Source organism: Micromonospora sp. NPDC049114 (genome assembly GCF_040648635.1).
Lineage (GTDB): Bacteria > Actinomycetota > Actinomycetes > Mycobacteriales > Micromonosporaceae > Micromonospora.
In genome coordinates this window covers 24365-48026 of sequence record NZ_JBEZEA010000015.1, presented here as the reverse complement: position 1 = coordinate 48026, position 23662 = coordinate 24365, and the positions used below count along the sequence as shown (strand labels likewise).

25 protein-coding genes, 1 pseudogene and 1 riboswitch are annotated in these 23662 nt (G+C 72.8%); of the genes and pseudogenes, 18 read left to right on the top strand and 8 right to left on the bottom strand.

Annotation, left to right across the window (positions count from 1 at the left end):
• Positions 1-21: 21 nt before the first annotated feature.
• A pseudogene (locus AB0B39_RS28980) lies at positions 22-1383 on the top strand (transcription antitermination factor NusB); the annotation flags it as partial.
• Between the two features lie 117 nt (positions 1384-1500).
• On the opposite strand, the gene AB0B39_RS28975 reads toward AB0B39_RS28980, so the two are convergent.
• Both AB0B39_RS28975 and AB0B39_RS28970 read right to left on the bottom strand, forming a co-directional pair.
• Positions 1501-2391 carry a septum formation family protein gene (locus AB0B39_RS28975; RefSeq protein ID WP_234589718.1) on the bottom strand — a complete coding sequence of 297 codons (891 nt, stop codon included), beginning with the start codon at positions 2389-2391 and terminating at the stop codon, positions 1501-1503.
• A gap of 84 nt (positions 2392-2475) precedes the next feature.
• Entirely contained in the window at positions 2476-3366 is an 891-nt protein-coding gene (locus AB0B39_RS28970; RefSeq protein WP_357497731.1) for a septum formation family protein, read from the bottom strand.
• Between the two features lie 253 nt (positions 3367-3619).
• Between AB0B39_RS28970 and rpe the strand changes: the two genes are divergently transcribed.
• The 7 genes from rpe to ribH all read left to right on the top strand — a co-directional run bounded on the left by rpe (position 3620) and on the right by ribH (position 9824).
• Positions 3620-4300, top strand: a complete 681-nt coding sequence (gene rpe / locus AB0B39_RS28965; RefSeq protein WP_357497733.1) for a ribulose-phosphate 3-epimerase — start codon at positions 3620-3622, stop codon at positions 4298-4300.
• 1 nt (position 4301) lies between these two features.
• Positions 4302-5258 (top strand): response regulator, encoded by a 957-nt coding sequence (locus AB0B39_RS28960; RefSeq protein WP_357497735.1) that lies wholly within the window; start codon positions 4302-4304, stop codon positions 5256-5258.
• A 78-nt stretch (positions 5259-5336) separates the two neighbouring features.
• Positions 5337-5507, top strand: a riboswitch (FMN riboswitch).
• A gap of 161 nt (positions 5508-5668) precedes the next feature.
• Positions 5669-6730: a bifunctional diaminohydroxyphosphoribosylaminopyrimidine deaminase/5-amino-6-(5-phosphoribosylamino)uracil reductase RibD gene (ribD, locus tag AB0B39_RS28955; protein WP_234589740.1), complete on the top strand. Its 1062-nt coding sequence runs from the start codon at positions 5669-5671 to the stop codon at positions 6728-6730.
• A 1-nt stretch (position 6731) separates the two neighbouring features.
• Positions 6732-7370 carry a riboflavin synthase gene (locus tag AB0B39_RS28950; protein WP_357575896.1) on the top strand — a complete coding sequence of 213 codons (639 nt, stop codon included), beginning with the start codon at positions 6732-6734 and terminating at the stop codon, positions 7368-7370.
• A complete protein-coding gene (gene pnuC / locus AB0B39_RS28945; RefSeq protein WP_234589744.1) occupies positions 7370-8059 on the top strand; it encodes a nicotinamide riboside transporter PnuC in 690 nt (229 codons plus the stop codon). The genes AB0B39_RS28950 and pnuC overlap by 1 nt, the downstream gene beginning before the upstream one ends.
• Positions 8056-9321 (top strand): bifunctional 3,4-dihydroxy-2-butanone-4-phosphate synthase/GTP cyclohydrolase II, encoded by a 1266-nt coding sequence (locus tag AB0B39_RS28940; protein WP_234589746.1) that lies wholly within the window; start codon positions 8056-8058, stop codon positions 9319-9321. The genes pnuC and AB0B39_RS28940 overlap by 4 nt, the downstream gene beginning before the upstream one ends.
• 2 nt (positions 9322-9323) lie before the next feature.
• Positions 9324-9824, top strand: a complete 501-nt coding sequence (ribH, locus tag AB0B39_RS28935) for a 6,7-dimethyl-8-ribityllumazine synthase (protein ID WP_234589790.1) — start codon at positions 9324-9326, stop codon at positions 9822-9824.
• A 27-nt stretch (positions 9825-9851) separates the two neighbouring features.
• Here the strand turns inward: ribH and AB0B39_RS28930 are convergent, their stop codons facing one another.
• The 3 genes from AB0B39_RS28930 to AB0B39_RS28920 are packed head-to-tail and all read right to left on the bottom strand — an operon-like array spanning position 9852 to position 12300.
• Positions 9852-10595 carry an amino acid ABC transporter ATP-binding protein gene (locus tag AB0B39_RS28930; protein ID WP_357497742.1) on the bottom strand — a complete coding sequence of 248 codons (744 nt, stop codon included), beginning with the start codon at positions 10593-10595 and terminating at the stop codon, positions 9852-9854.
• Between the two features lie 2 nt (positions 10596-10597).
• The gene (locus tag AB0B39_RS28925) at positions 10598-11443 is read right to left on the bottom strand and encodes an amino acid ABC transporter permease (protein ID WP_234589748.1); all 846 of its coding nucleotides are present in this window, start codon (positions 11441-11443) and stop codon (positions 10598-10600) included.
• A complete protein-coding gene (locus tag AB0B39_RS28920; protein ID WP_357575895.1) occupies positions 11440-12300 on the bottom strand; it encodes an ABC transporter substrate-binding protein in 861 nt (286 codons plus the stop codon). Before AB0B39_RS28920 ends, AB0B39_RS28925 begins: the two co-directional genes overlap by 4 nt.
• 133 nt (positions 12301-12433) lie before the next feature.
• Between AB0B39_RS28920 and AB0B39_RS28915 the strand changes: the two genes are divergently transcribed.
• The 10 genes from AB0B39_RS28915 to AB0B39_RS28870 all read left to right on the top strand — a co-directional run bounded on the left by AB0B39_RS28915 (position 12434) and on the right by AB0B39_RS28870 (position 21593).
• On the top strand, positions 12434-12697 hold the full coding sequence (locus AB0B39_RS28915) for a phosphoribosyl-ATP diphosphatase (protein ID WP_234589761.1): 264 nt from the start codon (positions 12434-12436) through the stop codon (positions 12695-12697).
• A gap of 45 nt (positions 12698-12742) precedes the next feature.
• On the top strand, positions 12743-13588 hold the full coding sequence (gene hisG, locus AB0B39_RS28910; RefSeq protein ID WP_234589783.1) for an ATP phosphoribosyltransferase: 846 nt from the start codon (positions 12743-12745) through the stop codon (positions 13586-13588).
• Positions 13589-13758: 170 nt separating this feature from the next.
• A complete protein-coding gene (locus AB0B39_RS28905; RefSeq protein WP_355136426.1) occupies positions 13759-14232 on the top strand; it encodes a PH domain-containing protein in 474 nt (157 codons plus the stop codon).
• Between the two features lie 390 nt (positions 14233-14622).
• Positions 14623-15270, top strand: a complete 648-nt coding sequence (gene infC / locus AB0B39_RS28900; RefSeq protein ID WP_357497747.1) for a translation initiation factor IF-3 — start codon at positions 14623-14625, stop codon at positions 15268-15270.
• Positions 15271-15290: 20 nt separating this feature from the next.
• Entirely contained in the window at positions 15291-15485 is a 195-nt protein-coding gene (gene rpmI / locus AB0B39_RS28895; protein WP_007458415.1) for a 50S ribosomal protein L35, read from the top strand.
• A 32-nt stretch (positions 15486-15517) separates the two neighbouring features.
• Positions 15518-15910, top strand: a complete 393-nt coding sequence (rplT, locus tag AB0B39_RS28890) for a 50S ribosomal protein L20 (RefSeq protein WP_091087503.1) — start codon at positions 15518-15520, stop codon at positions 15908-15910.
• An 83-nt stretch (positions 15911-15993) separates the two neighbouring features.
• Positions 15994-16791 (top strand): RNA methyltransferase, encoded by a 798-nt coding sequence (locus AB0B39_RS28885; RefSeq protein WP_357575894.1) that lies wholly within the window; start codon positions 15994-15996, stop codon positions 16789-16791.
• Between the two features lie 217 nt (positions 16792-17008).
• A complete protein-coding gene (gene pheS / locus AB0B39_RS28880) occupies positions 17009-18076 on the top strand; it encodes a phenylalanine--tRNA ligase subunit alpha (RefSeq protein WP_357575893.1) in 1068 nt (355 codons plus the stop codon).
• 40 nt (positions 18077-18116) lie between these two features.
• Positions 18117-20666 (top strand): phenylalanine--tRNA ligase subunit beta, encoded by a 2550-nt coding sequence (gene pheT / locus AB0B39_RS28875; RefSeq protein WP_357575892.1) that lies wholly within the window; start codon positions 18117-18119, stop codon positions 20664-20666.
• 270 nt (positions 20667-20936) lie between these two features.
• Positions 20937-21593 (top strand): NAD(P)H-dependent oxidoreductase, encoded by a 657-nt coding sequence (locus AB0B39_RS28870; protein WP_357575891.1) that lies wholly within the window; start codon positions 20937-20939, stop codon positions 21591-21593.
• Here the strand turns inward: AB0B39_RS28870 and AB0B39_RS28865 are convergent.
• The 3 genes from AB0B39_RS28865 to AB0B39_RS28855 are packed head-to-tail and all read right to left on the bottom strand — an operon-like array spanning position 21536 to position 23662.
• On the bottom strand, positions 21536-22072 hold the full coding sequence (locus AB0B39_RS28865) for a hypothetical protein (protein WP_357575890.1): 537 nt from the start codon (positions 22070-22072) through the stop codon (positions 21536-21538). The genes AB0B39_RS28870 and AB0B39_RS28865 overlap by 58 nt on opposite strands.
• Positions 22062-22454, bottom strand: a complete 393-nt coding sequence (locus AB0B39_RS28860) for a carboxymuconolactone decarboxylase family protein (protein ID WP_357575889.1) — start codon at positions 22452-22454, stop codon at positions 22062-22064. The genes AB0B39_RS28865 and AB0B39_RS28860 overlap by 11 nt, the downstream gene beginning before the upstream one ends.
• Positions 22451-23662: an MFS transporter gene (locus AB0B39_RS28855; protein WP_357575888.1), complete on the bottom strand. Its 1212-nt coding sequence runs from the start codon at positions 23660-23662 to the stop codon at positions 22451-22453. Before AB0B39_RS28855 ends, AB0B39_RS28860 begins: the two co-directional genes overlap by 4 nt.

Sequence of the window (23662 nt, the reverse complement as noted above, 5' to 3'; positions counted from 1 at the left end):
GGCGGCGACCGCCGGCCGACCCGGCCACCACTGGACCGGCCACGACGCGTGGCGTACGAGGCGGTGGCGGCCGTGCACCGCGACGACGCCTTCGCCAACCTGGTGCTGCCCACCATCCTGCGCGAGGAGGGGCTGTACGGCCGCGACGCCGCGTTCGCCACCGAGCTGACCTACGGCACCCTGCGCCACGTCGGCACGCTCGACGCGATCCTCAGCGACGCGTCCGGGCGGGACGTGGCCCGCATCGACCCGCCGGCGCGCGACGCGCTGCGGATCGGGGCGTACCAGCTGCTGCACACCCGGGTGCCCCCGCACGCCGCCGTGTCGTCGACGGTGGACCTGGTCCGCTCGGTCGCGCCGGGCGCCGCCGGGTTCGCCAACGCGGTACTGCGCGAGGTGTCCACCCGCGACATCGACGCGTGGGTGGCCAAGCTCGCCCCGCCGATCGAGACAGACCCGGTCGGGCACCTGGCGCTGGCGTACAGCCACCCGCAGTGGATCGTGCGGGCCTTCTCCGAGGCGCTCGACGGCGACCTGGGCGAGACCGCCCGGCTCCTGATCGAGGACAACGAGCGTCCCCCGGTGCACCTGTGCGCCCGTCCCGGCCTGATCGACCCGATCGAGCTTGCCGACCAGGTCGGCGGCGCCCCCGGCGCCTTCTCGCCGTACGCCGTCTATCTGCCCGGCGGTGCGCCGGGCGACGTGCCGGCGGTGGTCGACGGTCGCGCCCACGTCCAGGACGAGGGCTCCCAGCTCGTGGCCGCCGCGCTCGCCGACGCGCCGCTGGACGGCCCGGACGGGCGCTGGCTGGACCTGTGCGCCGGTCCGGGTGGCAAGGCCGGTCTGCTCGGCGCGTTGGCCGCGCAGCGCGGCGCCCGCCTGACCGCCGTGGAGGTGGCCGAGCACCGGGCCCGGCTGGTGTCCCAGGCGACCCGGGGTCTGCCGGTGACAGTGGTGGCCACCGACGGTCGTGAGGTCGGCGCCGACCCGAAGCTGCCGGAGGGCCACTTCGACCGGGTCCTGGTGGACGCCCCGTGCACCGGGTTGGGCTCGCTGCGTCGCCGGCCCGAGTCGCGCTGGCGCCGCCAGCCGTCCGACCTGCCGCCGCTGACCCGGCTCCAACGGGAGTTGCTGGGCGCGGCGCTGCGGGCGGTCCGACCGGGTGGGCTGGTCGCGTACGTCACCTGCTCGCCGCACACCGTGGAGACGCACGTGACGGTCACCGAGGCGGCTCGCCGCAGCGGCGTGTCGGTGGACTTCGTCGACGCCCGACCGTTGCTGCCGGCCGGCATGCCCGGCCTGGGCGACGGCCCCACCGTGCAGCTCTGGCCGCACCGCCACGGCACCGACGCGATGTTCCTCGCCGTCCTGCGCAAGGGCTGACCCGTCCTGCGCGAGGGCTGACCCGTCCTGCGCGAGGGCTGACCGCCGGCCCGCGTACGGGCTGAACGCGACACCGCACCCGGCCGAGTCGGCCGGGTGCGGTCGTGTCGGTCGGGGTCAGGTGACCGGGAGGCCCTTGTCTCCGGCGTTCTTCATCGAGCGGGTCAGGTTCCGGTCGCTGATCCAGAGGAAGCACTGCACGCCGCGGTTGCCGTTGCGCCACTCCTGCTCGTACGGCTGGTAGTAGATCGTTCCGGCGCGGAAGTCGAGCTGCGAGTTGTCGGGCACCTTGGCGTACTTGGCCGTCACCGACTGGCACGCGCGGTGGGTGCGCTTGGTGGTGCGGTTGAACTCCGCGTAGCTGATGTCCGGGGCCTGCCAGATCCCGACGAACTCGGCGTGGTGCTTGGCGGTGCAGGACACCGCCACCATCTCCTCGATCTTGTCCTTGTCCAGCTTGGGGTTGAAGCAGCGGTACGCCAGCGGCGACGCGCCGGTCAGGGCGCCCCGCAGGCTGCCGGTGCGCAGGTCGACGGCGGTGTCGTCGATGCTGGCGATCTCGGTGACGTCACAGCGGTACCAGCGGGCCCCGCCGGCCCAGGCGGCCGGCGAGGGCAGTACGACGGCCAGCCCGAGGCGCCCGGAGCGCCAGTTGGCGCCGAGGGCCTTGTTGACCTCCGTCTCGCAGCCGGCCTGCGCGGCCCGCATGCCCACCGAGCCGGGCGGCGGAGGTGTGCCGCGGTCGGTGCCGGGGCCGGTGAGCGTGCCGACGTGCAGGGTCTCCACCCGGTGCGACTCGGCGCACTCCATCGGGTTGTAGCCGCTCAGGAAGCCGACCTGCTGGGAGGAGTGGTGGCAGACGCCGGCGGTGGGGACGAACTGCTGCGCCGCCACGGGCGCCGGCCAGTCGTCGATGAGGTCACTGTCGACTCCGGCGGGTGCGCCACAGCCGGTGAGCGCCAGGGCCACCGCAGCGCCCCCGGCAATCGCCGTCAACCACCGTCGCATCGTCGACCTCCCGCCGCTGGTGAGCTCCGGACGGCCCCCAGCCGGCCGGTAGCGCCACGGCGCAGCAGCATACGGCACCGTGACTCAGATCGCCGGCAGTCCCTCGGGGCCGACGCCGCGCATCGAACGGGTGAGTTTGCGGTCGTCGCTCCACAGGAAACAGCGCACCCCCCGGTCACCCTCCTCCCATTCGCGCTGCGACGGTGGGTAGTAGATGGACCCGGCCCGGTACGGCAGGTCGCTGTTGTTCGGCACGGCCGCGTACGTGGCGATCAACGCCATGCAGCGCCGGTGCGCCTGCTCGCCCGAGCGGGTGAACTCGGCCCAGCTCATGTCCCGTTCGGAGTAGACGCCGACGAACTCGGCGCGGTGCGGCTCGGTGCAGAGCACCGGGGCCATGTAGTTGAGGTTGTCGCCGATCAGCTTCGGGTCGAAGCAGCCGTGGGTCAGCGGGGTGTCGCCGATCAACGCGCCGCGCAGGCTGCCGACGCGGTTCACCGGCCGGGTGTTGTCGATGCTGTCGGTCTCGCTGAGGTCGCAGCGGAACCAGCGCGCCCCGCCGGTCCAGGCCGGGCCGCTGGGCAGCGAGAGCGTCAGGGTGAGCCGGGCCGTGTGCCAGTCGCCGCCGAGCACCTCCCGGGCCCGCTGGTCGCACTCGGAGCGGGCGGCGCGCAGCGCTGTCGAGCCCGAACCCGGTCGGGTGCCGGCCTGCGCGGCCGTGCCGGTGAACGTGCCGACGTGGATCGCCTCGGCGAGGTGGCTGCGGGCGCAGTCGACGGTCTCGTACGTGCTGGCCTGCACGACCGAGGTGATCCGGGGCAGGCAGGTGTCGGTGGCGGGGGTGAACGGCCGCGGAACCCGCAGTGCCGGCCAGTCGTCGGTGAGGTCACCGTCCGCGCCTCGCGCCGGCCCGCAGCCGGCCAGCAGCATCGTCGTGATGCCGATCAGCGCCAGCGCTGGAAGCCACCGTCGCATCGTCCGCCCTCCCGCGAGCTGGCGACCGGTCACCGCGCCCCGCGGCGCGACCCCGGCGGGCGTGCAGCCTACGGCACCGTCCCGCTTGGAGTGTCGTCCCGTTTGGGTCGATCGGCCAGCCACTGATGTCTGTTCGTCCGAATCGATGGCCCGGACCGGCTCATTCTGCACTACTGGTCACTGCTGGGTCACAGCGTGTCGGAGTTGGTGCCGTGCTGCGGGCGGCGGGTGGCCGCGTTCGTACACTGGCCCCGTGACCGTACCGCCGCCGATCGTCGCGCCGAGCATCCTGGCCGCCGATTTCGCCCGCCTCGCCGAAGAGGTCCGTGCCGTCGAGGACGCCGCGGACTGGTTGCACGTGGACGTGATGGACAACCATTTCGTGCCCAATCTGACCATCGGGCTGCCCGTGGTGCAGAGCCTGCGAGCCGCAACCACGATGCCGTTCGACGTGCACCTGATGATCTCCGACCCGCGCCGGTGGGCCCCGGGCTACGCCGACGCCGGGGCGTACAACGTCACGTTCCACGTCGAGGCGGCCGACGACCCGGTGGCCCTGGCCAAGGACCTGCGCTCGGCCGGCGCGAAGGCCGGGCTGGCCATCGACCGGGACACCCCGATCGAGCCGTACCTGGAGCTGCTGCCCAGCTTCGACACCCTGCTGATCATGACGATCAAGGCGGGCTTCGGCGGGCAGCGGTTCATCCCGCAGCTGTTGGACAAGGTCCGTGCCGCCCGTCGACACGTCGACGCCGGCCATCTGGAGCTGCGCATCGAGGTGGACGGCGGGATCGCCGCGGACACCATCGAGCAGGCGGCCGCCGCCGGGGCCGACGCGTTCGTGGCCGGCACCGCCGTCTACGGCGCCGCCGACCCGGCCGAGGCGGTCCGGCACCTGCGGGCTCTCGCGGAGCGCGCGGCGCCCGGGGCCTGAGGTGGAACCCGAGGTCGACCGCAAGGACATCATCCTCGTCGTCGACGACGACGAGGACATCGCCCGGTTCGTCGAGTTCAACCTGCGGCTGCACGGCTTCGAGGTGATCCACGCCAGTGACGGCCAGGAGGCCCTGGAGGTCATCGAGCGGCAACGGCCGGACCTGGCCGTGGTCGACCTCATGATGCCCCGCATCGACGGTCTGGAGCTGACCCGACGACTGCGCGCCGACCCGATGACCTCCGCCCTGCCGGTGATCATGTTGACGGCGAAGGGGATGACCGTGGACAAGGTCCACGGCCTCAGCGCCGGCGCCGACGACTACCTGGTCAAGCCGTTCGACACCGCCGAGCTGGTGGCCCGGGTGTCCTCGACGCTGCGCCGCAACAAGGAGTTCCGGGAGGTCTCCCCGCTGACCGGGCTGCCCGGCAACAGCCGGATCCGTCGGGAGATCAGCGACCGGGTCCGGCACGGGGTGGACTACGCGGTCGGCTACATCGACATCGACCGGTTCAAGAGCGTCAACGACCGGTACGGCTTCGTCCGCGGCGACGACTTCATCTCGGCGCTGGCCCGCAGCCTGCACCGGGCGGTGGTGGCGGTGGGTCTGCCGCCGGCCTTCCTCGGCCACGTCGGCGGCGACGACTTCGTGATCGTCTGCGCGCCGGACCAGGTCCGCCCGCTGACCTCCCGGGCGGTGGTCGACTTCGAGAAGTCCGCCGACACGCTCTACGACCCGACCGACCGGGAGCGGGGCTTCGTCGAGCTGAAGGACCGGCGGGGCACCATCCGCCGGGCGGCCCTGGTCACGCTGTCCATCGGGGTCTCCCTCTCCGACGCCGGCAAGCGGTTCACCGACCCCCTGGAGGCCATCGCGGTGGCCTCGGAGATGAAGACGGTCGCCAAGAGCCAACCCGGGTCGTACGTGGCGGTGGACCGGCGGCGCGGCGTCACCTGACGCGTGATCCCGCTGTGAAGTAGCTCGCCTGGATAAGGACACACCGCGTTCGGCGTGTAAGACTGCGAAGTACCCACCACGCGCTGGCGGGACTCGGTGAAATTCCGAACCGGCGGTGATCCACGGTCCAACCGTGGTCAGCCCGCGACCCGGACGGCTCTGCCGCCCGGTGGACCTGGTGAAAATCCGGGGCCGACGGTTGGGGGCGGTTCGTCCGCGCCCAGACAGTCCGGATGGGAGACAGCGCGCGGGACGGACGGGTCCGAGCCGGCCGCTGGCTTCAGCGTGCCGTGCCGCCCATCCGGGTCGGCTGTGCCGTACCCGGACTCCGCCGCCGCCTGCCCGCGGCCCATGCCGCCTCCCTGACCGCCCGCGCGCGGACCGGCGAGTGAGAGGGCAGGGAAAGGGCGATGGCCAGCGTCTCCGTCGATGAGGCGATGCGGCGTGCGATCGAGCTGGCGGCTCGCGGGCTGGGCACCACCAGCCCCAATCCGGTGGTCGGGTGCGTGCTGCTCGACGCCGACGGCGAGGTCGTGGGGGAGGGTTTCCACGCCTACGCCGGTGGGCCGCACGCCGAGATCGTCGCGCTGGCCCAGGCCGGCCCGCGCGCCGAGGGCGGCACCGCGGTCGTCACTCTGGAACCCTGCGACCACACCGGCCGCACCGGCCCCTGCAGCACCGCGCTCGTCCAGGCCGGGGTGTCCCGCGTCGTCATCGCCGTACCCGATCCGAACCCGGTGGCCTCCGGTGGCGCCGCCACGTTGCGCGCCGCCGGGGTCCAGGTGGATCTGGGGGTACGCGGCGACGAGGCCGAGGCCGGCAACGTCGCGTGGTTGACCTCGATGCGCCGGGGCTGGCCGTACGTCATCTGGAAGTACGCCGCCACGGTCGACGGCCGGTCCGCCGCCGCGGACGGCACCAGCATGTGGATCACCTCCGAGGCGGCCCGGATGGACGTGCACGCGTTGCGCGGCACCGTCGACGCGGTCGTCGCCGGGGTGGGCACCGTGCTCGCCGACGACCCCCGGTTGACCGCCCGCAACCTGCGTGACGGCAGCCTGGCCATCCGGCAGCCGCTGCGGGTGGTGGTGGACAGCTCGGGGCGTACCCCGGCCGACGCCCGGGTCCGCGACGGCGCCGCGCGGACGTGGGTCGCGACCGCGGCCGAGGTGGGCGCGGGCCCGGACGGCCGGGTCGACCTGTCGGCGCTGCTCGCGGCGCTGCACCAGCGTGGGGTCCGCGCGGTGCTGCTGGAGGGCGGCCCCCGGCTGGCCGGCGCGTTCCTGGCCGCCGGCCTGGTCGACAAGATCGTCGGGTACGTCGCGCCCCGGCTGCTCGGCGCCGGCCCCACCGCCCTGGTCGACGCGGGAGTGACGACCATCGCTGAGGCAATCGATCTGGAGTTCGTCGACGTTACGCAGGTCGGTCCGGATCTCCGGATCACCGCTTTGCCCCGCAAAAGGGAGGGCTGACATGTTCACCGGCATTGTCGAGGAGTTGGGGGAGATCGTCCGGGTCACCGCCACGGCTGACGATTCGGCGCTGGTCGCCGTGCGCGGTCCGCTGGTCACCTCGGACGCCCGCCACGGCGACTCCATCGCCGTCAACGGTGTCTGCCTGACGGTGGTGGACGCGACCGACGGCGTCTTCACCGCCGACGTCATGGGCGAGACCCTGCGCCGCTCCGCGCTGGGCGCGCTGCGCCCCGGCGACCCGGTCAACCTGGAGCGGGCGGCGGCGCTGGGCAGCCGACTCGGCGGTCACCTCGTGCAGGGCCACGTCGACGGCGTCGGCGAACTGATCTCGCGGGAACCGGCCGAGCAGTGGGAGACGGTGCGGTTCCGCCTGCCCGCCGCCCTGGCCCGGTACGTGGTGGAGAAGGGCTCGATCACCATCGACGGTGTGTCGCTGACCGTGGCCGAGGTCGGCGCGGACGAGTTCGCCGTCGGGCTGATCCCGACCACCCTGAAGCTGACCACGCTCGGCGCGAAGGGCGTCGGCGACCAGGTCAACCTGGAGGTCGACGTGGTGGCCAAGTACGTCGAGCGGCTGCTCGGCGCCCGGCTCACCGACGCCTCCGGGGCGACCCCGAGCACACCCGGGGTGGCCTGATGGGCCCCCTCGGCTGGCTGCTCGACGCCCAGGTGCAGGTGGCCGGCTCGCCGGTGCTGGCCCGGGAGATCGTCGGCAACGTGTTCGGGCTGGTCTCCGCGCTGCTCGGGCTGCGCCGGCTGGTCTGGGCGTGGCCGGTCGGCATGATCGGCAACGCGCTGCTGTTCACCGTCTTCCTCGGCGGGGTGTTCGCCACCCCGCAGGCCCACGACCTGTACGGGCAGGCCGGCCGGCAGGTGTTCTTCTTCGCAGTCAGCGTCTACGGCTGGTGGCGGTGGCGCCGCAACAGCCGCCTGGACGCCGACCACGCCGCGGTGCTGCCGCGCTGGGCCACCGGGCGGGAGCGGCTCGTGCTGCTGCTGGCCGCCGTCGTCGGCACCGCAGTCGCGTACCCGGTGCTCAAGGCGCTGGGCTCGTGGGGCCCGCTGCCGGACGCCTGGATCCTCACCGGCAGCCTGCTGGCCACCTACGGCATGGCCCGCGGCTGGGTCGAGTTCTGGCTGGTCTGGATCGCGGTGGACGCGGTCGGCGTGCCGCTGCTGCTGCGCGGCGGGTTCTACCCGTCGGCGGCCATGTACCTGGTCTACGGCGCCTTCTGCGCCTGGGGCTTCGCCGCCTGGTGGCGCACCTCGCGCGCCACCCGCCCGGCCGCCGCACTCCCGCCCACCTACACGGAGGCCGTCGCATGAGCAGCTTCGCCGATATCGACGAGGCGATCGCCGAGATCGCCGCCGGGCGGCCGGTCGTCGTGGTCGACGACGCCGACCGGGAGAACGAGGGCGACCTCATCTTCGCGGCCGAGCGGGCCACACCGGAGCTGATGGCGTTCATGGTGCGCCACACCTCCGGGTACGTGTGCGTGGCGGTGACCGAGAGCGAGGCCGACCGGCTCGACCTGCCGCCGATGCACCACACCAACCAGGATCGGCGCGGCACCGCGTACACGGTGACGGTGGACGCCCGCGAGGGGATCAGCACCGGCATCTCGGCGGCCGACCGCGCGCACACCAGCCGGCTGCTCGCCGGCGCGGCGACCGACCCGACCGACCTGGCCCGGCCCGGGCACGTGGTGCCGCTGCGCGCCCGCGAGGGCGGGGTGCTGCGCCGACCCGGGCACACCGAGGCGGCGATCGACCTGACCCGGCTCGCGGGTCTGCGCCCGGCGGGCGTGCTCTGTGAGCTGGTCAACGACGACGGCACCATGATGCGATTGCCGGACCTGGAGAAGTTCGCCGCCGAGCACGGCCTCACGCTGATCACCATCGCCGACCTGATCGCCTACCGGCGGCGTACCGAGAAGCAGGTCGAGCTGGTCGCCGACGCCCGGATGCCGACGCGGCACGGGGTGTTCCGGGCGCTCGGCTACCGCGCCGAGCACGACCCGGCCGAGCACGTCGCGATGGTGCTCGGTGACCTCGGCGACGGTCAGGACGTGCTGGTCCGGGTCCACTCCGAGTGCCTGACCGGGGACGTGTTCGGCTCGCTGCGCTGCGACTGCGGGCCGCAGCTGGACGCCGCGCTCGCCCGGGTCGCCCGCGAGGGCCGGGGCGTGGTGCTCTACGTGCGCGGGCACGAGGGACGCGGCATCGGCCTGCTGCACAAGCTGCAGGCGTACCAGTTGCAGGACCAGGGACGCGACACCGTGGACGCCAACCTCGACCTGGGTCTGCCGGCCGACGCCCGCGACTACGGCACCGGCGCGCAGATCCTGTACGACCTGGGCGTGCGCTCGATGCGGCTGCTGACCAACAACCCGGCCAAGCGGGCCGGGCTGGAGGGCTACGGGCTCACCGTCACCGGCCGCGAGAGCCTGCCGGCCGGCGCGCACCCGGAGAACCTGCGCTACCTGCGCACCAAGCGGGACCGGATGGGTCACCTGCTGGACGAGTTGGACGAGGTGTCCGAGGCGCCGCTGGGGCGTCCGGTCGCCGACGACGAGATCGGAGCATGACGATGGCGGGTTTCGGCGAGCCGGGAGTCGAGGCGGTCGACGCCGCGGGGCTGACCGTCGGGGTGGTGGCCGCACGCTGGCACGGCGACCTGACCGACCACATGCTGGAGCGTGCGGTCGCCGCCGCCGAGGCGTGCGGGGCGCGGTCGGTGGTGGCGCGCGTCGCCGGCTCCGTCGAGCTGCCGGTCGTCGCCCAGGCCCTCGCCCGCCGCTGCGACGTGGTGGTCGCGCTCGGCGTGGTCGTGCGGGGCGCCACCGCCCACTTCGACTACGTGTGCCGGTCGGTCACCGACGGGTTGACCCGGGTGGCCCTGGACGAGGGCAAGCCGGTGGCGCACGGCGTGCTCACCGTGGAGACCATCGAGCAGGCCCGGGACCGGGCCGGGCTGCCCGGATCGGCGGAGGACAAGGGCTGGGCGGCGACAGTGGCGGCGCTCGACGCGGCCCTGGCCGTCCGGACCGTGGCCGCCGGCAACGCCCAGCGGGTCGGCTTCGGCGGCTGACGCCGCCGGCTCCGGTGCCGGCGAACCTCACAGGCGGCCGGCCTCGATGATGCGGCGCAGGAACTGACGGGTCCGGGCCTGCGTCGGCTCGCCGAGCACCTGCTCCGGTGGGCCGCTCTCGACGACGCGCCCCGCGTCGAGGAAGCACACCTCGTCGGCGACCTCCCGGGCGAAACCCATCTCGTGGGTGGCCAGCACCATGGTCATCCCGTCGGCCTTCAGGTCCCGGATCATCGTCAGCACCTCGCCGACGAGTTCCGGGTCCAGGGCCGAGGTGACCTCGTCGAGCAGCATCAGGCGGGGCGCGTTCGCCAGCGCCCGGACGATCGCCACCCGCTGCTGCTGCCCGCCGGAGAGCGCGTCCGGGTAGGCGTGCGCCTTCGCGCCCAGCCCCACCCGGTCGAGCAGGTCGCGGGCCTGGGCCTCGGCCTCGGCGCGGGCCCGCCCGTGCACCCGCCGGGGGGCGAGGGTGATGTTGTCCAGCACGCTCAGGTGCGGAAACAGGTTGTACGCCTGGAACACCATGCCGATCCGCCGGCGGACCCGGTCGGCGTCCACCCGAGGGTCGGAGATGTCCTCCCCGTCCAGCTCGATGGTGCCGTCGTCCACCTCCTCCAGGAGGTTCACGCACCGCAGCAGGGTGGACTTGCCCGACCCGGACGCCCCGATCAGGGCCACCACCCGGTGCTCGTCGACTGTCAGGTCGAGCCGGTCCAGCACCACGTGCCCGGCGAACTCCTTGCGCAGACCCCGGCAGCGCAGCAGCGCCATGGTCAGCCTCCCGACTGGCGACGGGCCGAGCGCAGCGTCACCCAGTCGGTGACGGCGATCAGCGGGATCGCGAGCAGCACGAACAGCACCCCGGCCACGACGTACGGCGTGTAGTTGAACGACTGGGCGGTGGCGATCTGCGCGGCGCGGACCGCGTCGATCGGGCCGGCGAGCGAGACCAGCCCGACGTCCTTCTGCAGGGCCACCACGTCGTTGAGCAGCGGCGGGGCCACCCGGCGCACGGCCTGCGGCAGGACGACGTGCCGCATCGTCTGCCGGTAGGTCAGGCCCAGCGAGCGGGCCGCGGCGAGCTGGCTGGGGTGCACCGACTCGATGCCGGCCCGGAACACCTCGGCCAGGTAGCCGCCGTAGGTGAGCACCAGCGCGAGCCCGCCGAGCACCAGCACCGACGGCATGCCCCGCAACCGCAGCCCGGGCACGCCGAGGGTGAGCAGGTAGAGCACGATGATCAGCGGCAGACCACGGAAGGTGTACGTGTAGCCGGCTGCCAGCGCCCGCACCGGGAAGAAGACCGGGCCGCGCAGGGTCCGCAGCACGGCGATCACCAGCCCGAGCAGCAGCGCGCCGGCCGCGCAGCAGACCAGCAGCCGGACGTTGAGCCAGAGCCCGTCCAGCACTGCCGGCAGCGCGTCGGCGCCGATCTCCGGGTCCAGGAACGACTGCCGGACCCGGTCCCAGCCCGGAGCGCCGGTCACGGCGACGACGAGCAACGTGCCGAGCGCCGCCGTGGAGAAGGCGGCGATCAGCACGCTGCGCAGGCTCTGCCGACGCCGGTACGCCGACCGGCGCAGCTGCGCCGCCGACGGGGTGTGCTCCCGCGGCGTCACTTCAGCTCGGCCGCCCCCGCCACCTGCGCGAGCCACTTCTGCTCCAGCTCGGTGAGCGTGCCGGCCTCGCTGAGCTGACCGACGGCGCCGCTGACGCAGCGGGTCAGCGGCGAGTTCTTGTCCAGCAGCAGCCCGAACGCCTCCGGTACGCCCACCTGCGGCACCTGACCGACGATCGTCGCGTCGGTGACCTCCGCGCCGGTGATGTAGAAGGCGGTCGGCAGGTCCACCACGAGCCCGTCGATCTGACCGTTCTGCAGAGCCTTTTTGGCGTCGTCGTTGCTGTTGTAGACCTGCGGCTTCGCGGTCGGCTTGATGACGTCGGTGATCGCCTGGTAGCTGGTCGTGCCGACCTGGGCGCCGAGCCGGGCGCCGCGCAGGTCGGCGAGCGACGTCTTGCCGGCGATCTTGGAGGATTTCAGCGCGATGACGGTCTGCCGCACCAGGTAGTACGGGGCGGAGAAGTCCACCGCCTGCTTGCGCTCCTCGGTGACGGAGAACTGGTTGATGTCGAAGTCGAAGTTCTTGGGGCCGGGCGCGATCGCGGTGTCGAACTTGACCCGGGTCCAGGTGACGTCGCCCCGGGCGTAGCCCAGCTTGTCGGCCACCGCGTACGCGACGGCGGCCTCGAAGCCCTCGCCGCTGTCCGGCTTGTCCTGGCGGAACCACGGCTCGTAGGCCGGCTGGTCGGTGGCGATGGTGAGCTTGCCCGGCGTACGGGTGGGCAGGCTGTCCTTCGTGCAGGACGCCGAGGCGGTGACGGTGGGTGTCGGTTCCTCGTCCTGTGGCGCGCATCCGGCGGTGGCGACGACGGCGCCGGCGAGGGTGAGCGCGACAAGGTGTGAGCGGCTGGCCATGGCGGACAGCGTAGAGGTCCATGGGCGTCGATCGAAGATTTTCCCACCATGATGGTAGGGAATTGTCCGCCTGCTGGGTCGCGGTGGACCCGGACTCGGGGCGCCGGCCCGGCGGCTGGAAGAATCGCCTCCCGTGAAGACGTTCGAGGAGTTGTTCGCCGAGCTGCAGGCCAAGGCCGCCGCCGGCACCCCGGGCTCGGGCACCGTCGCCGCGCTGAACAAGGGCGTGCACTTCATCGGCAAGAAGGTTGTCGAGGAGGCGGCCGAGTCGTGGATGGCCGCCGAGCACGAGGGGCCGCAGCGCACCGCCGAGGAGATCTCCCAGCTGCTCTACCAGGTCCAGGTGCTGATGCTCGCCAGTGGTCTCGAACTGAAGGACGTCTACCGACATCTGTGAGTGCGCCCCGTCGTTGATCAGACCCGATCGAAGGAGCACTCCGTCATGTTGCGTGTCGCCATCCCCAACAAGGGCACCCTGGCCGAGCCGGCCGCCCAGATGCTGCGTGAGGCGGGCTACCGCCAGCGCACCGACCCCAAGGACCTCGTCTGCCGCGACGAGGCCAACGACGTCGAATTCTTCTACCTGCGTCCCAAGGACATCGCCACCTACGTCGGCTCCGGTGACCTCGACCTCGGCATCACCGGCCGGGACCTGCTGATCGACTCGGCCGCGCCCGCCGAGGAGGTCGTCGACCTCGCCTTCGGCCGGGCCACCTTCCGCTTCGCCGCCCGCCCCGACGACATCGCCTCGGTGCGGGAGCTGGGCGGGCACCGGATCGCCACCGCGTACCCGGGGCTGGTCGAGCGGCACCTCGACGAGGTGGGCGTCAAGGCCGAGGTGATCCGCCTCGACGGCGCCGTGGAGAACGCCGTACGCCTCGGTGTCGCCGACGTGATCGCGGACGTGGTGGAGACCGGCGCGACCCTGCGTCAGGCGGGCCTCGTGGTGTTCGGCGAGCCGCTGCTGCGCTCGTCGGCGGTGCTGGTCCGTCGCGCCGGCGCACCGGCGCACGCGCAGGCCGAGCAGTTGCTGCGCCGCCTGCACGGCGTGCTGGTGGCCCGCCGCTACGTGATGCTCGCCTACGACGTCCCGGCCGGTCTGCTGGACCGGGCCAGCGGGCTGACCCCTGGCATCGAGTCGCCCACCGTGTCGCCGCTGCACCGGGAGGGCTGGGTGGCCGTGCAGGCCATGGTGCTCCGCGACGACGTGCACCGGATCATGGACGAGCTGTACGACCTGGGCGCCCGCGCCATCCTGGTGACCAACATCCACGCCTGTCGCCTCTGAGCGCCCCGGGACCGCTGGAACGGGGGTGTCCGCCCGCCCGGGACACCCCCGTTTCGTCGATCTCGAGTGGATCACCCGCGCCGCGCCGGCACTGGCGCGTCGCGGGATGCTGAGTGGTGGCTCGGCGGGTGGTGCGTCTGCGGGGCGAGCACGGGTGGCAGACTGGTGGGGTGAGTGACACCGAGCTGGTCCGTCTCAAGCCCCGCCGGATCCGGGTGGTGTGCTGGTCGGCGGCGGTCGCGCTGGTGGTGGTGTTCGCCGTCGTCGCCACCTCGCTGAGCGGGCCGACCGGCGACGGCTACGGCAGCTTCCAGCGCGGCGATCAGATCGCCATGATCGGCCTGGGCATCTTCGGGGCGCTGGGTTTCCTGCTGTTCACCCGCCCCCGGGTGGAGGCGGACGCGCGGGGCATCCGGGTGCGTAACGTGATCAGCTCGTACGAGCTGCCCTGGGAGGTTGTCCGGGGTGTCCGTTTCGACAGGGGTGCGCCGTGGGCGAGCCTGGAGCTGCACGACGACGACCTCCTGCCGATGGTCGCCCTGCAGGCGGCCGACAAGGAGCTGGCAGTCGACGGGGTCCGTGCCCTGCGCCGGCTGCACGAAGCCCACCTCAACCGCCTCGCCCAGCGCGCCGCCGGCAGCTGACCCCGCCGCTCGGCGCCCGCCACCGTCGGCCCTGCTCCAGACGCGCCACTGTCGGCGCTGCTCACGGGCCGGGTGCCCGGTTTGGGGGCGAGCGAGGCGGCGGTGTATTGTTGTCGAGTCGACCAGGCTGTCTCCGCATGCGAGCAGACAGCATTGAAAGCGGAGCGCCTGCTCCCACCCGAGTCGCCGCCACGGTGGCCGGGTCCGGTCACCGGTTCCGGGCACGTCCCGGTTCCGGACGTGTGATCCTGTGATCGCGCCGACCGGTCGAGCGGGCCCTGGCATGCGCCGGGGCCTTCTGCTTTCCGGGTCGGTTCCCACCCGGGAGCCGCAGGGGTCGGCGACAGAGCAGAAACGACTCGAGGAGGCCCCATCAGCGTCGAACCACGCGTGAACGAGCAGATCCGGGCACGTGAGGTCCGACTGGTCGGCCCCGAGGGTGAGCAGGTGGGCATCGTCCCGCTGGAGCGCGCCCTTCAGCTGGCCGCGGACGTCGATCTGGACCTGGTCGAGGTTGCGCCGATGGCGCGCCCGCCGGTGTGCAAGCTCATGGACTTCGGCAAGTTCAAGTACGAGAGCGCACTCAAGGCGCGCGAAGCGCGGCGTAATCAGCAGCAGACCGTCATCAAGGAAATGAAGCTCCGTCCGAAGATCGACCCGCACGACTACGAGACCAAAAAGGGTCACGTGGTGCGGTTCCTCAAGGCGGGCGACAAGGTCAAGGTGACGATCATGTTCCGCGGTCGCGAGCAGAGCCGCCCGGAGCTGGGTTACCGGCTCCTGCGCCGGCTCGAATCCGAGATCACGGACCTGGGATACGTCGAGGCCGCTCCGAAGCAGGACGGTCGAAACATGATCATGGTTCTCGCTCCGCATCGGGCCGTCAAGGCCTCCGCGGTCGCCGCTACGGCGTCCCGCGGTGCACCTCGGGACCGGGGGGCGGACGAGTCCGCGCCGGTCACCGATGAGACCGCGGCGGCCGGCGAGACCGCAGCAGCCGTTGACGGTGGCACCGCCACCGAGACCAGCGGCGAGTAACAGGGGAGAAGACGTTCCACATGCCGAAGATGAAGAGCCACACGGGTATGGGTAAGCGGGTCAAGGTGACCGGCAAGGGCAAGATCGTTGCCCAGCAGGCCGGCCTCCGCCACAACCTGGAGAAGAAGCCCTCCACCCAGACCCGCCGGCTGACCGGCACGGTCGTGCTGGCCAAGGCCGACGTCAAGCGCATCAAGAAGCTGCTCGGCCGCTGACGCGCGCCACCTTTACGTAAGAAGGAGTTGAGATGGCACGCGTCAAGCGGGCTGTAAACGCCCAGAAGAAGCGTCGTACCCTGCTGGAGACCGCGAGCGGTTACCGCGGTCAGCGCTCCCGCCTGTACCGCAAGGCCAAGGAGCAGGTGCTGCACTCGATGCAGTACGCCTACCGGGACCGTCGCGACCGCAAGGGCGACTTCCGGCAGCTGTGGATTCAGCGGATCAACGCGGGCGCCCGGGCCAACGGGATGACCTACAACCGTCTGATCCAGGGCCTGCGTCTGGCCGGCATCGAGGTTGACCGCAAGATCCTGGCCGACATGGCCGTCAACGACGCCGCCTCGTTCGCGGCGATCGTCGAGCTGGCCCGGGCCGCGGTCGCGGCCGAGGGCACCGGCGGCGCGGCGGCCCAGGCCGCCTGATCCCCACGCACCAGAGCGAGGCGTCTCCCGCGTCGGCACCGCCGTCCGGGGGGCGCCTCAATCGTGCCGGAGGAACACACACCATGGCCTTCACCCCGCGTACCCCCAGGGTTGTCGCCGCCCGCCGCCTGCAACGCCGCCGGGACCGCGACGCCGCCGGCCGTTTCCTGGCCGAGGGCCCGCAGGCGGTCCGCGAGGCCCTGGCCCGGCCGGGCGTGGTCACCGAGCTGTTCGGTACGCCCGCCGCGCTGGACCGGTACCCGGAGCTGGCCGCGACGGCGGCCCGCGCCGACGTGCCGGTCTCCGAGGTGACCGACGACGCGCTCGCCGCGCTGGCCGAGACCGTCGCCCCGCAGGGGCTGGTCGCCGTCTGCCGGCACCTCGACGTGTCGCTGGAGCAGGCCCTCGCCGGCGGCCCCCGGCTGGTGGCGGTGCTCGCCGAGATCCGCGACCCGGGCAACGCCGGCACGGTGCTGCGCACCGCCGACGCCGCCGGCGCGGGTGCGGTGGTCTTCGCCGGAGACGCCGTCGACCCGTACAACGGCAAGTGTGTGCGGGCCTCGGCCGGCAGCCTCTTCCACGTGGACGTGGTCCGCGCGCCCGACCCGGTCGCGGTGGTCGACGCGCTGCGCGCCGCCGGGCTGTCGATCTTCGCCACCACGGGGTACGGCGACGACGACCTGGACGACCTGACCGACTACGGCCGGCTTGTCGCGCCCACCGCGTGGTTGTTCGGCTCGGAGGCGCACGGCCTGCCCGAGGAGTTGACCGCCGCCGCCGACGCCCGGGTGCGGGTGCCGCTGTACGGGCGCGCGGAGAGCCTCAACCTGGCTGCCGCCGCGGCGGTCTGCCTGTACGCTTCAGCGAGAGCGCAGCGCTGACGGTGACCTTGTCGGCGCGACTGACAGCAGGGGAGAGCATCCGCCCATGAACGCGACACGGCGTTCGTTTAGCCAGCCCGCCGGTGTCGGCGGGCGGCGGGCCTGACCTGCTCCCTGCGCAACTCCTACCGGCGGGCTGCGGCACAGCCGCGCGTCCGTAGACTCGCCTAGCCGCCCGTGGAGGGCTGGCGCCGCCGTGAGGGAGTGCCCGTACGCCATGAGCTACCGCAACGATCCGTACGACCCGAAGCAGGTCGCCCTGCTCGACCCGGCCGCCCTGGCCGAGGCCGTCGCCGACGCCACGAAGGCGTTCACGGCCGCCGCCGACCCGGACGCGCTGACCGCGCTGCGGTCGGTGCACCTGGGGGACCGGTCACCGGTCTCCCTCGCGCGCCGCGAGATCGGCGCGCTGCCGCCGGCCGCGAAGTCCGACGCCGGTAAGCGGGTCAACGAGGCCCGCCGGGCGATCGAGGCCGCGTACGCCGACCGCGCCGAGGTGGTGGAGCGCGAGCAGGCCGAGCGGGTGCTCGTCGAGGAGCGGGTGGACGTCACGCTGCCCTTCAACAGGCGTCCGCGGGGCGCCCGGCACCCGTTGAGCACCCTGATGGAGTCGATCAGCGACCTGTTCGTCGGGATGGGCTACGAGGTGGCCGAGGGGCCCGAGGTCGACCTGGAGTGGGTCAACTTCGACGCGTTGAACATCCCCGCCGACCACCCGGCGCGCGGGCTGATGGACACGTTCCACATCGCACCGGAGGGCTCCGGCCTGGTGCTACGTACGCACACGTCGACGGTGCAGACCCGCACGATGCTCAGCCGCAAGCCACCGATCTACGTGATCGTGCCCGGCCGCGTCTACCGCACCGACGAGATCGACGCCACCCACAGCCCGGTGTTCCACCAGGCCGAGGGTCTGGTGGTCGACAAGGGCATCACGATGGCGCACCTGCGGGGCACGCTGGACCACTTCGCGCGGGCGATGTTCGGGCCGGAGGCGAAGACCCGGTGGCGGCCGCACTACTTCCCGTTCACCGAGCCGTCGGCGGAGTTCGACGTGTGGTTCCCGGAGCACCGCGACGGCCCGCAGTGGGTCGAGTGGGGTGGCTGCGGCATGGTCAACCCGCGGGTGCTGCGCGCCTGCGGCGTGGACCCGGAGGTCTACTCCGGATTCGCCTTCGGCATGGGCATCGACCGGACCCTGATGGTCCGGCACGGGGTCAGCGACATCCGCCATCTCTTCGAGGGCGACGTGCGGTTCAGCCGCGCGCTCGGGACCGGGGCGTAGGCGATGCGGGTACGAGACACGGGAACGGTGGTCTGAAGTCATGCGAGTTTCTGTCAGTTGGCTGCGGGAGTACGTCGACCTCCCCGCCGACCTGCCCACCGGTGACCTGGAGCAGGCCCTGGTCGACCTCGGCATCGAGGTCGAGTCCGTGGTGGACCTGCGCGAGAGTGTCACCGGCCAGCTCGTCGTCGGCGAGGTGCGTGAGATCGAGGAGCTGACCGGCTTCAAGAAGCCGATCCGCTTCTGCCGGGTGGACGTGGGCGCCGCCAACGGCACCGGCGACCCGCAGGAGATCGTCTGTGGGGCGCGCAACTTCGCCGTCGGTGACCGGGTGGTGGTGATCCTGCCCGGCGGTGTGCTGCCCGGCGGGTTCGCGATCGGCGCCCGCAAGACGTACGGGCACAACTCGGCCGGCATGATCTGCTCGGCCAAGGAGCTGGGCCTGGGCGACGACCACTCGGGCATCATCGTGCTGCCGCCGGACGGGTCCGCCAAGCCCGGCGACGACGCGCGGCCCGTCGTGGGGCTCGACGACGTCGTGTTCGAGCTGGAGATCACCCCCGACCGGGGGTACGCGCTGAGCCTGCGCGGCCTGGCCCGGGAGCTGTCGCACGCCTTCGACGTGCCGCTGCACGACCCGGGGATGGCGCCCGCGCCGGGCGGCACGCCGACGCCGGCGTACCCGGTGGAGGTCCGCGACCCGGTCGGCTGCGACCGGTTCACCGCCCGCCTGGTCCGCGGCGTCGACCCGAACGCGCCCACCCCGTCGTGGATGGCTCAGCGTCTCGTCACCGCCGGCATCCGCAGCATCTCGCTGCCCGTCGACATCACCAACTACGTGATGCTGGAACTGGGCCAGCCGATGCACGCGTTCGACGCCGACCGGATCGCCGGGCCGCTGGTGGTCCGCCGCGCCGAGGCGGGGGAGAAGCTGACCACCCTGGACGGCGTCAACCGGGTGCTCACCGCCGACGACATGGTCATCTGCGATGACACGGGTCCGATCTCCCTCGCCGCGGTGATGGGTGGCGAGACCAGCGAGGTCGTCACCGGCGGCACCACGAACGTGCTCTTCGAGGCGGCCCACTGGGACCCGGCGATGGTCGGGCGCACGGCCCGCCGGCACAAGCTGTTCAGCGAGGCCGCGAAGCGCTGGGAGCGGGGCGTCGACCCGGCCGTGGCACTTGTCGCGCTGGAACGTGCCGTGCGGCTGCTCACCGAGCACGGCGGCGGCACGCCGAGCGCCGAGATCCTGGACATCGACCACGTCCGGCCGCGTACCCCGATCACCCTGCCGGCGGACCTGCCGACCCGCCGGGTCGGCGTCGAGTACCCGCCGGCGCGGGTCGTCGCCCTGCTGGAGCGGGTCGGCTGCACCGTCGCGCAGGGCGCGGACCGGTTGTCCGAGGACCCGGGCGCCGTGGGCGTGGCCAGCGGCGCGCAGGTGGCGCTGAGCGTCACCCCGCCGACCTGGCGACCCGACCTGACCGACCCGGCCGACCTGGTCGAGGAGGTCGTGCGCCTCGACGGGTACGACCGGGTGCCGTCGGTGCTGCCCACCGCGCCCCCCGGTCGCGGCCTGACCCCGCGCCAGCGTCGCCGCCGGACCGTCGCCAATTCGCTGGCCGAGCGGGGGTACGTCGAGGTGCTCGCGCACCCGTTCGTGTCGCCGGAACTGGCCGACCAGCTCGGCCTGCCGGCCGACGACAGCCGCCGGCCCGCGGTGCGCCTGGCCAACCCGCTGTCCGAGGAGGAGCCGCTGCTGCGCACCACGCTGCTCGGCCCGCTGCTCGGCATCCTCAAGCGCAACCTCGGCCGGGGTCACCGCGACCTCGCCCTCTACGAGATCGGCGCGGTCTTCCACCCGCGCCTCGGCGCCGGCAGCCCGCCCGCCATGGGGGTGGACCGCCGCCCGACCGACGCGGAGTTCGCCGCCGCCGACGCGGTGGTGCCGGCGCAGCCGGTGCACGTCGCGGCGGTGCTCACCGGTGACCTCGACCCTGCCGGCTGGTGGGGCGCGGGTCGACCGGCCGGCTGGGCGGACGCCATCGAGACAGCCCGCGACGTGCTCGACGCCGCAGGTGTCACCGGCGAGCGGGTCGAGGTGCGGGCGGCCGAGTACGCGCCGTGGCACCCCGGCCGCTGCGCCGAGGTGCGCGTCGACGACGCGGTCGTCGGGCACGCCGGCGAGCTGCACCCGACGGTGGTGGCTGCGCTGGAGCTGCCCCGGCGCACCTGCGCGCTGGAACTCGACCTCGACGCGCTGCCGCCGACCCCGGTGACGCCCGCGCCGACGGTGTCCGGCTTCCCGCCCGCGTTGATCGACGTGGCCCTGGTGCTGGACGACTCGGTGCCGGCGGAGCAGGTGCGTCGTGCGCTGGAGGCGGGCGCCGGTGAGCTGCTGGAGGACGTCCGGCTGTTCGACGTGTACTCCGGCGCGCAGCTCGGCGAGGGTCGCCGGTCGCTGGCGTACAAGCTGACGTTCCGGGCGCCGGACCGGACGCTGACCGTCGAGGAGGCGGTCGCGGCACGGGACGCGGCGGTCGCCGTCGCGGCGGAGCGCCTCGGCGCGACGTTGCGCGGCGCGTAACGGGATCGGCCCGTCCCCACACCGCGATCGCTCTGCCGGCGCACCAACGATCAAGGCCCTGACCTGGTGGTTCACACCGGGTCGGGGCCTTTTTCGGGTAAGGCTGCGGCGGTTCGGCAGCCGGTAGGTTGCGGTGCAGGTGCCCGGGGGATCCGGTGGCCTGCCGCTATGCTTTGACAATCGTCAATTCCGTCTCCGGGTGCGGCCACCCGGGGCGTCGTCCGGCGGCCGGTGCCGAGTGACGTCCAGCGGACCGGGGAGGCCCCTCGAATGAAGATCGTTGCGTTGTCCTGCACCCAGAAGCGTCTGCCGTCGCTGACCGACGCGCTGCTGGAGGCGGCGGTCACCGGCGTCGTTCGGGAGATCGATGACGCGGAGATCCAGCGGATCCGGTTGATCGACCACCGCATCGCGATGTGTGAGGGCGAGGACACCTGCCTCGACCCCGAGGTGGGCCGGTGCACGATCGACGACGACTTCGAACGGGTCGTCGAGCTGGCCGAGGGCGCGCGGGGGATGCTGCTCGCCATGCCGGTGTACGCGGGCAACGTGCCCGCGGTGCTGAAGATCTTCCAGGAACGTCTGAAGAGCTCCATGAACGCCCGGCACCGCCCGCTCGGCAACCTGCTGGTGGGGACCATCGTCCATTCGCGCACGATGCTGACCGAGCCCGCCCTGGGCGCGCTGTTCCCGTGGTATCTGCGGCTCCGGAACAAGAACGTCGCCTCGGCCTGCTTCACCCAGAACGATCACCCCGACCTGACCCGCACCGCTGCGTTCGACCTGTGTGTGGCAGTGGGCAGGCAACTCGGCATGTCGCTCGCCGGCAGCCGGTCGCCGGGCGACGACCGCCCGGCGCTGCCGTTGGTTCAGCCACCGTCACGTCCGCGCTGCGGTGACCCGGTCGTGCCCTCTCCCGCCGCGTGACGAGACTCCGCGCGCCACGTGCACCCGTCGCCCGCCTGATCGCACGACACCGTGACGTCCGGCTCCACGTAGCGGGCGGCGATGGCGGTGTGGAGTTCCTGGCAGTACGAGCACGGTGACGAGAACGTCAGGACGACGCCGGCACGGGCGGCCTGTCGGCGGTAGCGCAGGATGCCGCAGTCGGCGTTGCGCAGGACGGTGCCCGAGGGCTCCGGCTCCCTGGTCACCGCCGAGTCGTACAGCAGCAGTTGACGCTGAAGCCGGGTCATGAAGTGGTCGGTGGCGGAGACCCCGGCGGGCCGCTGCTCTCGCAGCAGCTTGGCGGTGATCCGGGAGTTCGCCCGGATCCAGGCGGCCAGGCCTTCCTCGCCGTGCTCTCCCAGGATGAACTCCTCCGCTGCCGCCTGGGCCTCGAAGAACCGCTGGCGCCACAGGTCGACCTTCTCGGCCGGGTCGAGGGGGAGCGGCTCACCGGTCATCGTCGGCGGCCGTCCCGTTGTCGCCGTCCAGTTCGGCGAAGACCTCCTGGGCGACGCGCAGCCCGTTGTTGGCGACCGGCCAACCACCGTAGTAGGCGAGCTGGATGATGACTTCGACGATCTTCTCCCGCGACATCCCGAGGTGCAGCGCCGCGCCGATGTGGCCGCGCAACTCCCAGTCGGTCCGTGCCAGCGTGACCGCTGTCAACGCGACGAGTTCGCGCTCCTCGACGCTCAGGTGCGGACGCGTCCAGATCTCACCGAACAGGTGGTCGACAGTGATCCGCAGGAACTCCGGGTAGGAACCCGGGCGCGGCTCGCGGCCGAAGACCTGCTGAAACATGGCCTCACCACGCTGGTGTCGGGCCGACGGCTGAATCATCGATCAACTCCTTCGGATGGTCGAGCAGTTGTCAACGTGCACGACGCCACGAAGGCGACGACCAGCAGCACCGCGCCGCTGGCGAAGGCGGCCGGAACACCGACCCGCTCGGCGACGAGCCCCACGACCACCGGTCCGACCACGGCGCCGACGTCGGTGCACATCGAGAAGGCGGCGACGCCACTGCCGGCCCGGCCGGCGACGACGTCACCGACCAGCGCGGCAGGTGCGGCGTTGAGCAGCGCCGAGCCCGCCGCGTACACACAGAGCAGGGCGACGAGCCAGGCGTACCGGTCCACGAACACCAGGGCGGTGATCGCCGCCGCGGCCACACCGGTGCCGGCGATCATGGCGGGTCGGCGGCCGGCCCGGTCGACCACCCGGCCGGCCGGCACGATCAGCAGCGCCTGGACGGCGGCGGAGATGGTGAAGGCCCACCCGACCCACGCCACGTCACGCAGCCACGCCACCACCACCACAGGGACCAGCGCGCTGCGCAGCCCGAACAGGACCCACCCCTGCGCCAGCGCGGCGAGGCAGGCCACCAGGTAGCGCCGATCCCGCAACAGGACCGGCAGGTCGACCACCGTACGGCCGAGCGCCGCCCCGGTGCTCCGGCCGGTGTCGAGCACCGCCAGGGTCAGCACCGCGGCGCCCAGCAACAGCGCCGCGTACGCCACGAACGGCGTGGACAGGGCGACGAGCGCGAGGAGCCCGCCCAGCGCCGGTCCGCAGATCCCGCCGAGCAGAAAGCCCGCCTCGAACACGGCGCTGGCCCGGCCCCGCTGGTCGGGCGGCGCGATGGCCAGGAGCATCGCCAGCGCGGACACCGAGAACAGCACCGAGCCGGCGCCGCCGAGCGCGCGGAACACGAGTAGCTGCCCGTAGGACCCGGCGAACGCCGTCAGGGCCGAGGAGAGCGCACAGAGCATCAGGCCGGCGACCAGGACCCGCCGCTCCCCGAACCGAACCGCCAGCCGGCCGCAGAACGGGCTGGTGGCCAGCCGCATCATCGCGAACAGGGCGACGAGTAGTCCGATCCGGGTGGGCCCGGCCCCGAACGTCGCCGCGTACACCGGAAGCACCGGGAGTACCAGCCCCAGGCCGAGCATGACGCACCCGCCGACGACGCTGAGGACGTAGACCTCGCGCGGGAGACCCGGTGGGGCGGCGACGGGTGGGGCGCTGCCGGTGCCGGCCGCCTTCAC

Bases quoted from the DNA above. Each gene is read 5' to 3' on its own strand.
- pnuC (WP_234589744.1), top strand. From the start codon at position 7,370: ATGGGCCCCCTCGGCTGGCTGCTCGACGCCCAGGTGCAGGTGGCCGGC.
- AB0B39_RS28970 (WP_357497731.1), bottom strand. From the start codon at position 3,366: ATGCGACGGTGGCTTCCAGCGCTGGCGCTGATCGGCATCACGACGATG.
- AB0B39_RS28930 (WP_357497742.1), bottom strand. From the start codon at position 10,595: ATGGCGCTGCTGCGCTGCCGGGGTCTGCGCAAGGAGTTCGCCGGGCAC.
- ribH (WP_234589790.1), top strand. From the start codon at position 9,324: ATGGCGGGTTTCGGCGAGCCGGGAGTCGAGGCGGTCGACGCCGCGGGG.
- pheT (WP_357575892.1), top strand. From the start codon at position 18,117: ATGCGAGTTTCTGTCAGTTGGCTGCGGGAGTACGTCGACCTCCCCGCC.
- hisG (WP_234589783.1), top strand. From the start codon at position 12,743: ATGTTGCGTGTCGCCATCCCCAACAAGGGCACCCTGGCCGAGCCGGCC.
- AB0B39_RS28940 (WP_234589746.1), top strand. From the start codon at position 8,056: ATGAGCAGCTTCGCCGATATCGACGAGGCGATCGCCGAGATCGCCGCC.
- AB0B39_RS28865 (WP_357575890.1), bottom strand. From the start codon at position 22,072: ATGACCGGTGAGCCGCTCCCCCTCGACCCGGCCGAGAAGGTCGACCTG.
- rpmI (WP_007458415.1), top strand. From the start codon at position 15,291: ATGCCGAAGATGAAGAGCCACACGGGTATGGGTAAGCGGGTCAAGGTG.
- AB0B39_RS28950 (WP_357575896.1), top strand. From the start codon at position 6,732: ATGTTCACCGGCATTGTCGAGGAGTTGGGGGAGATCGTCCGGGTCACC.
- AB0B39_RS28885 (WP_357575894.1), top strand. From the start codon at position 15,994: ATGGCCTTCACCCCGCGTACCCCCAGGGTTGTCGCCGCCCGCCGCCTG.
- ribD (WP_234589740.1), top strand. From the start codon at position 5,669: ATGGCCAGCGTCTCCGTCGATGAGGCGATGCGGCGTGCGATCGAGCTG.
- AB0B39_RS28920 (WP_357575895.1), bottom strand. From the start codon at position 12,300: ATGGCCAGCCGCTCACACCTTGTCGCGCTCACCCTCGCCGGCGCCGTC.
- AB0B39_RS28860 (WP_357575889.1), bottom strand. From the start codon at position 22,454: ATGATTCAGCCGTCGGCCCGACACCAGCGTGGTGAGGCCATGTTTCAG.
- AB0B39_RS28975 (WP_234589718.1), bottom strand. From the start codon at position 2,391: ATGCGACGGTGGTTGACGGCGATTGCCGGGGGCGCTGCGGTGGCCCTG.
- pheS (WP_357575893.1), top strand. From the start codon at position 17,009: ATGAGCTACCGCAACGATCCGTACGACCCGAAGCAGGTCGCCCTGCTC.
- AB0B39_RS28870 (WP_357575891.1), top strand. From the start codon at position 20,937: ATGAAGATCGTTGCGTTGTCCTGCACCCAGAAGCGTCTGCCGTCGCTG.
- rplT (WP_091087503.1), top strand. From the start codon at position 15,518: ATGGCACGCGTCAAGCGGGCTGTAAACGCCCAGAAGAAGCGTCGTACC.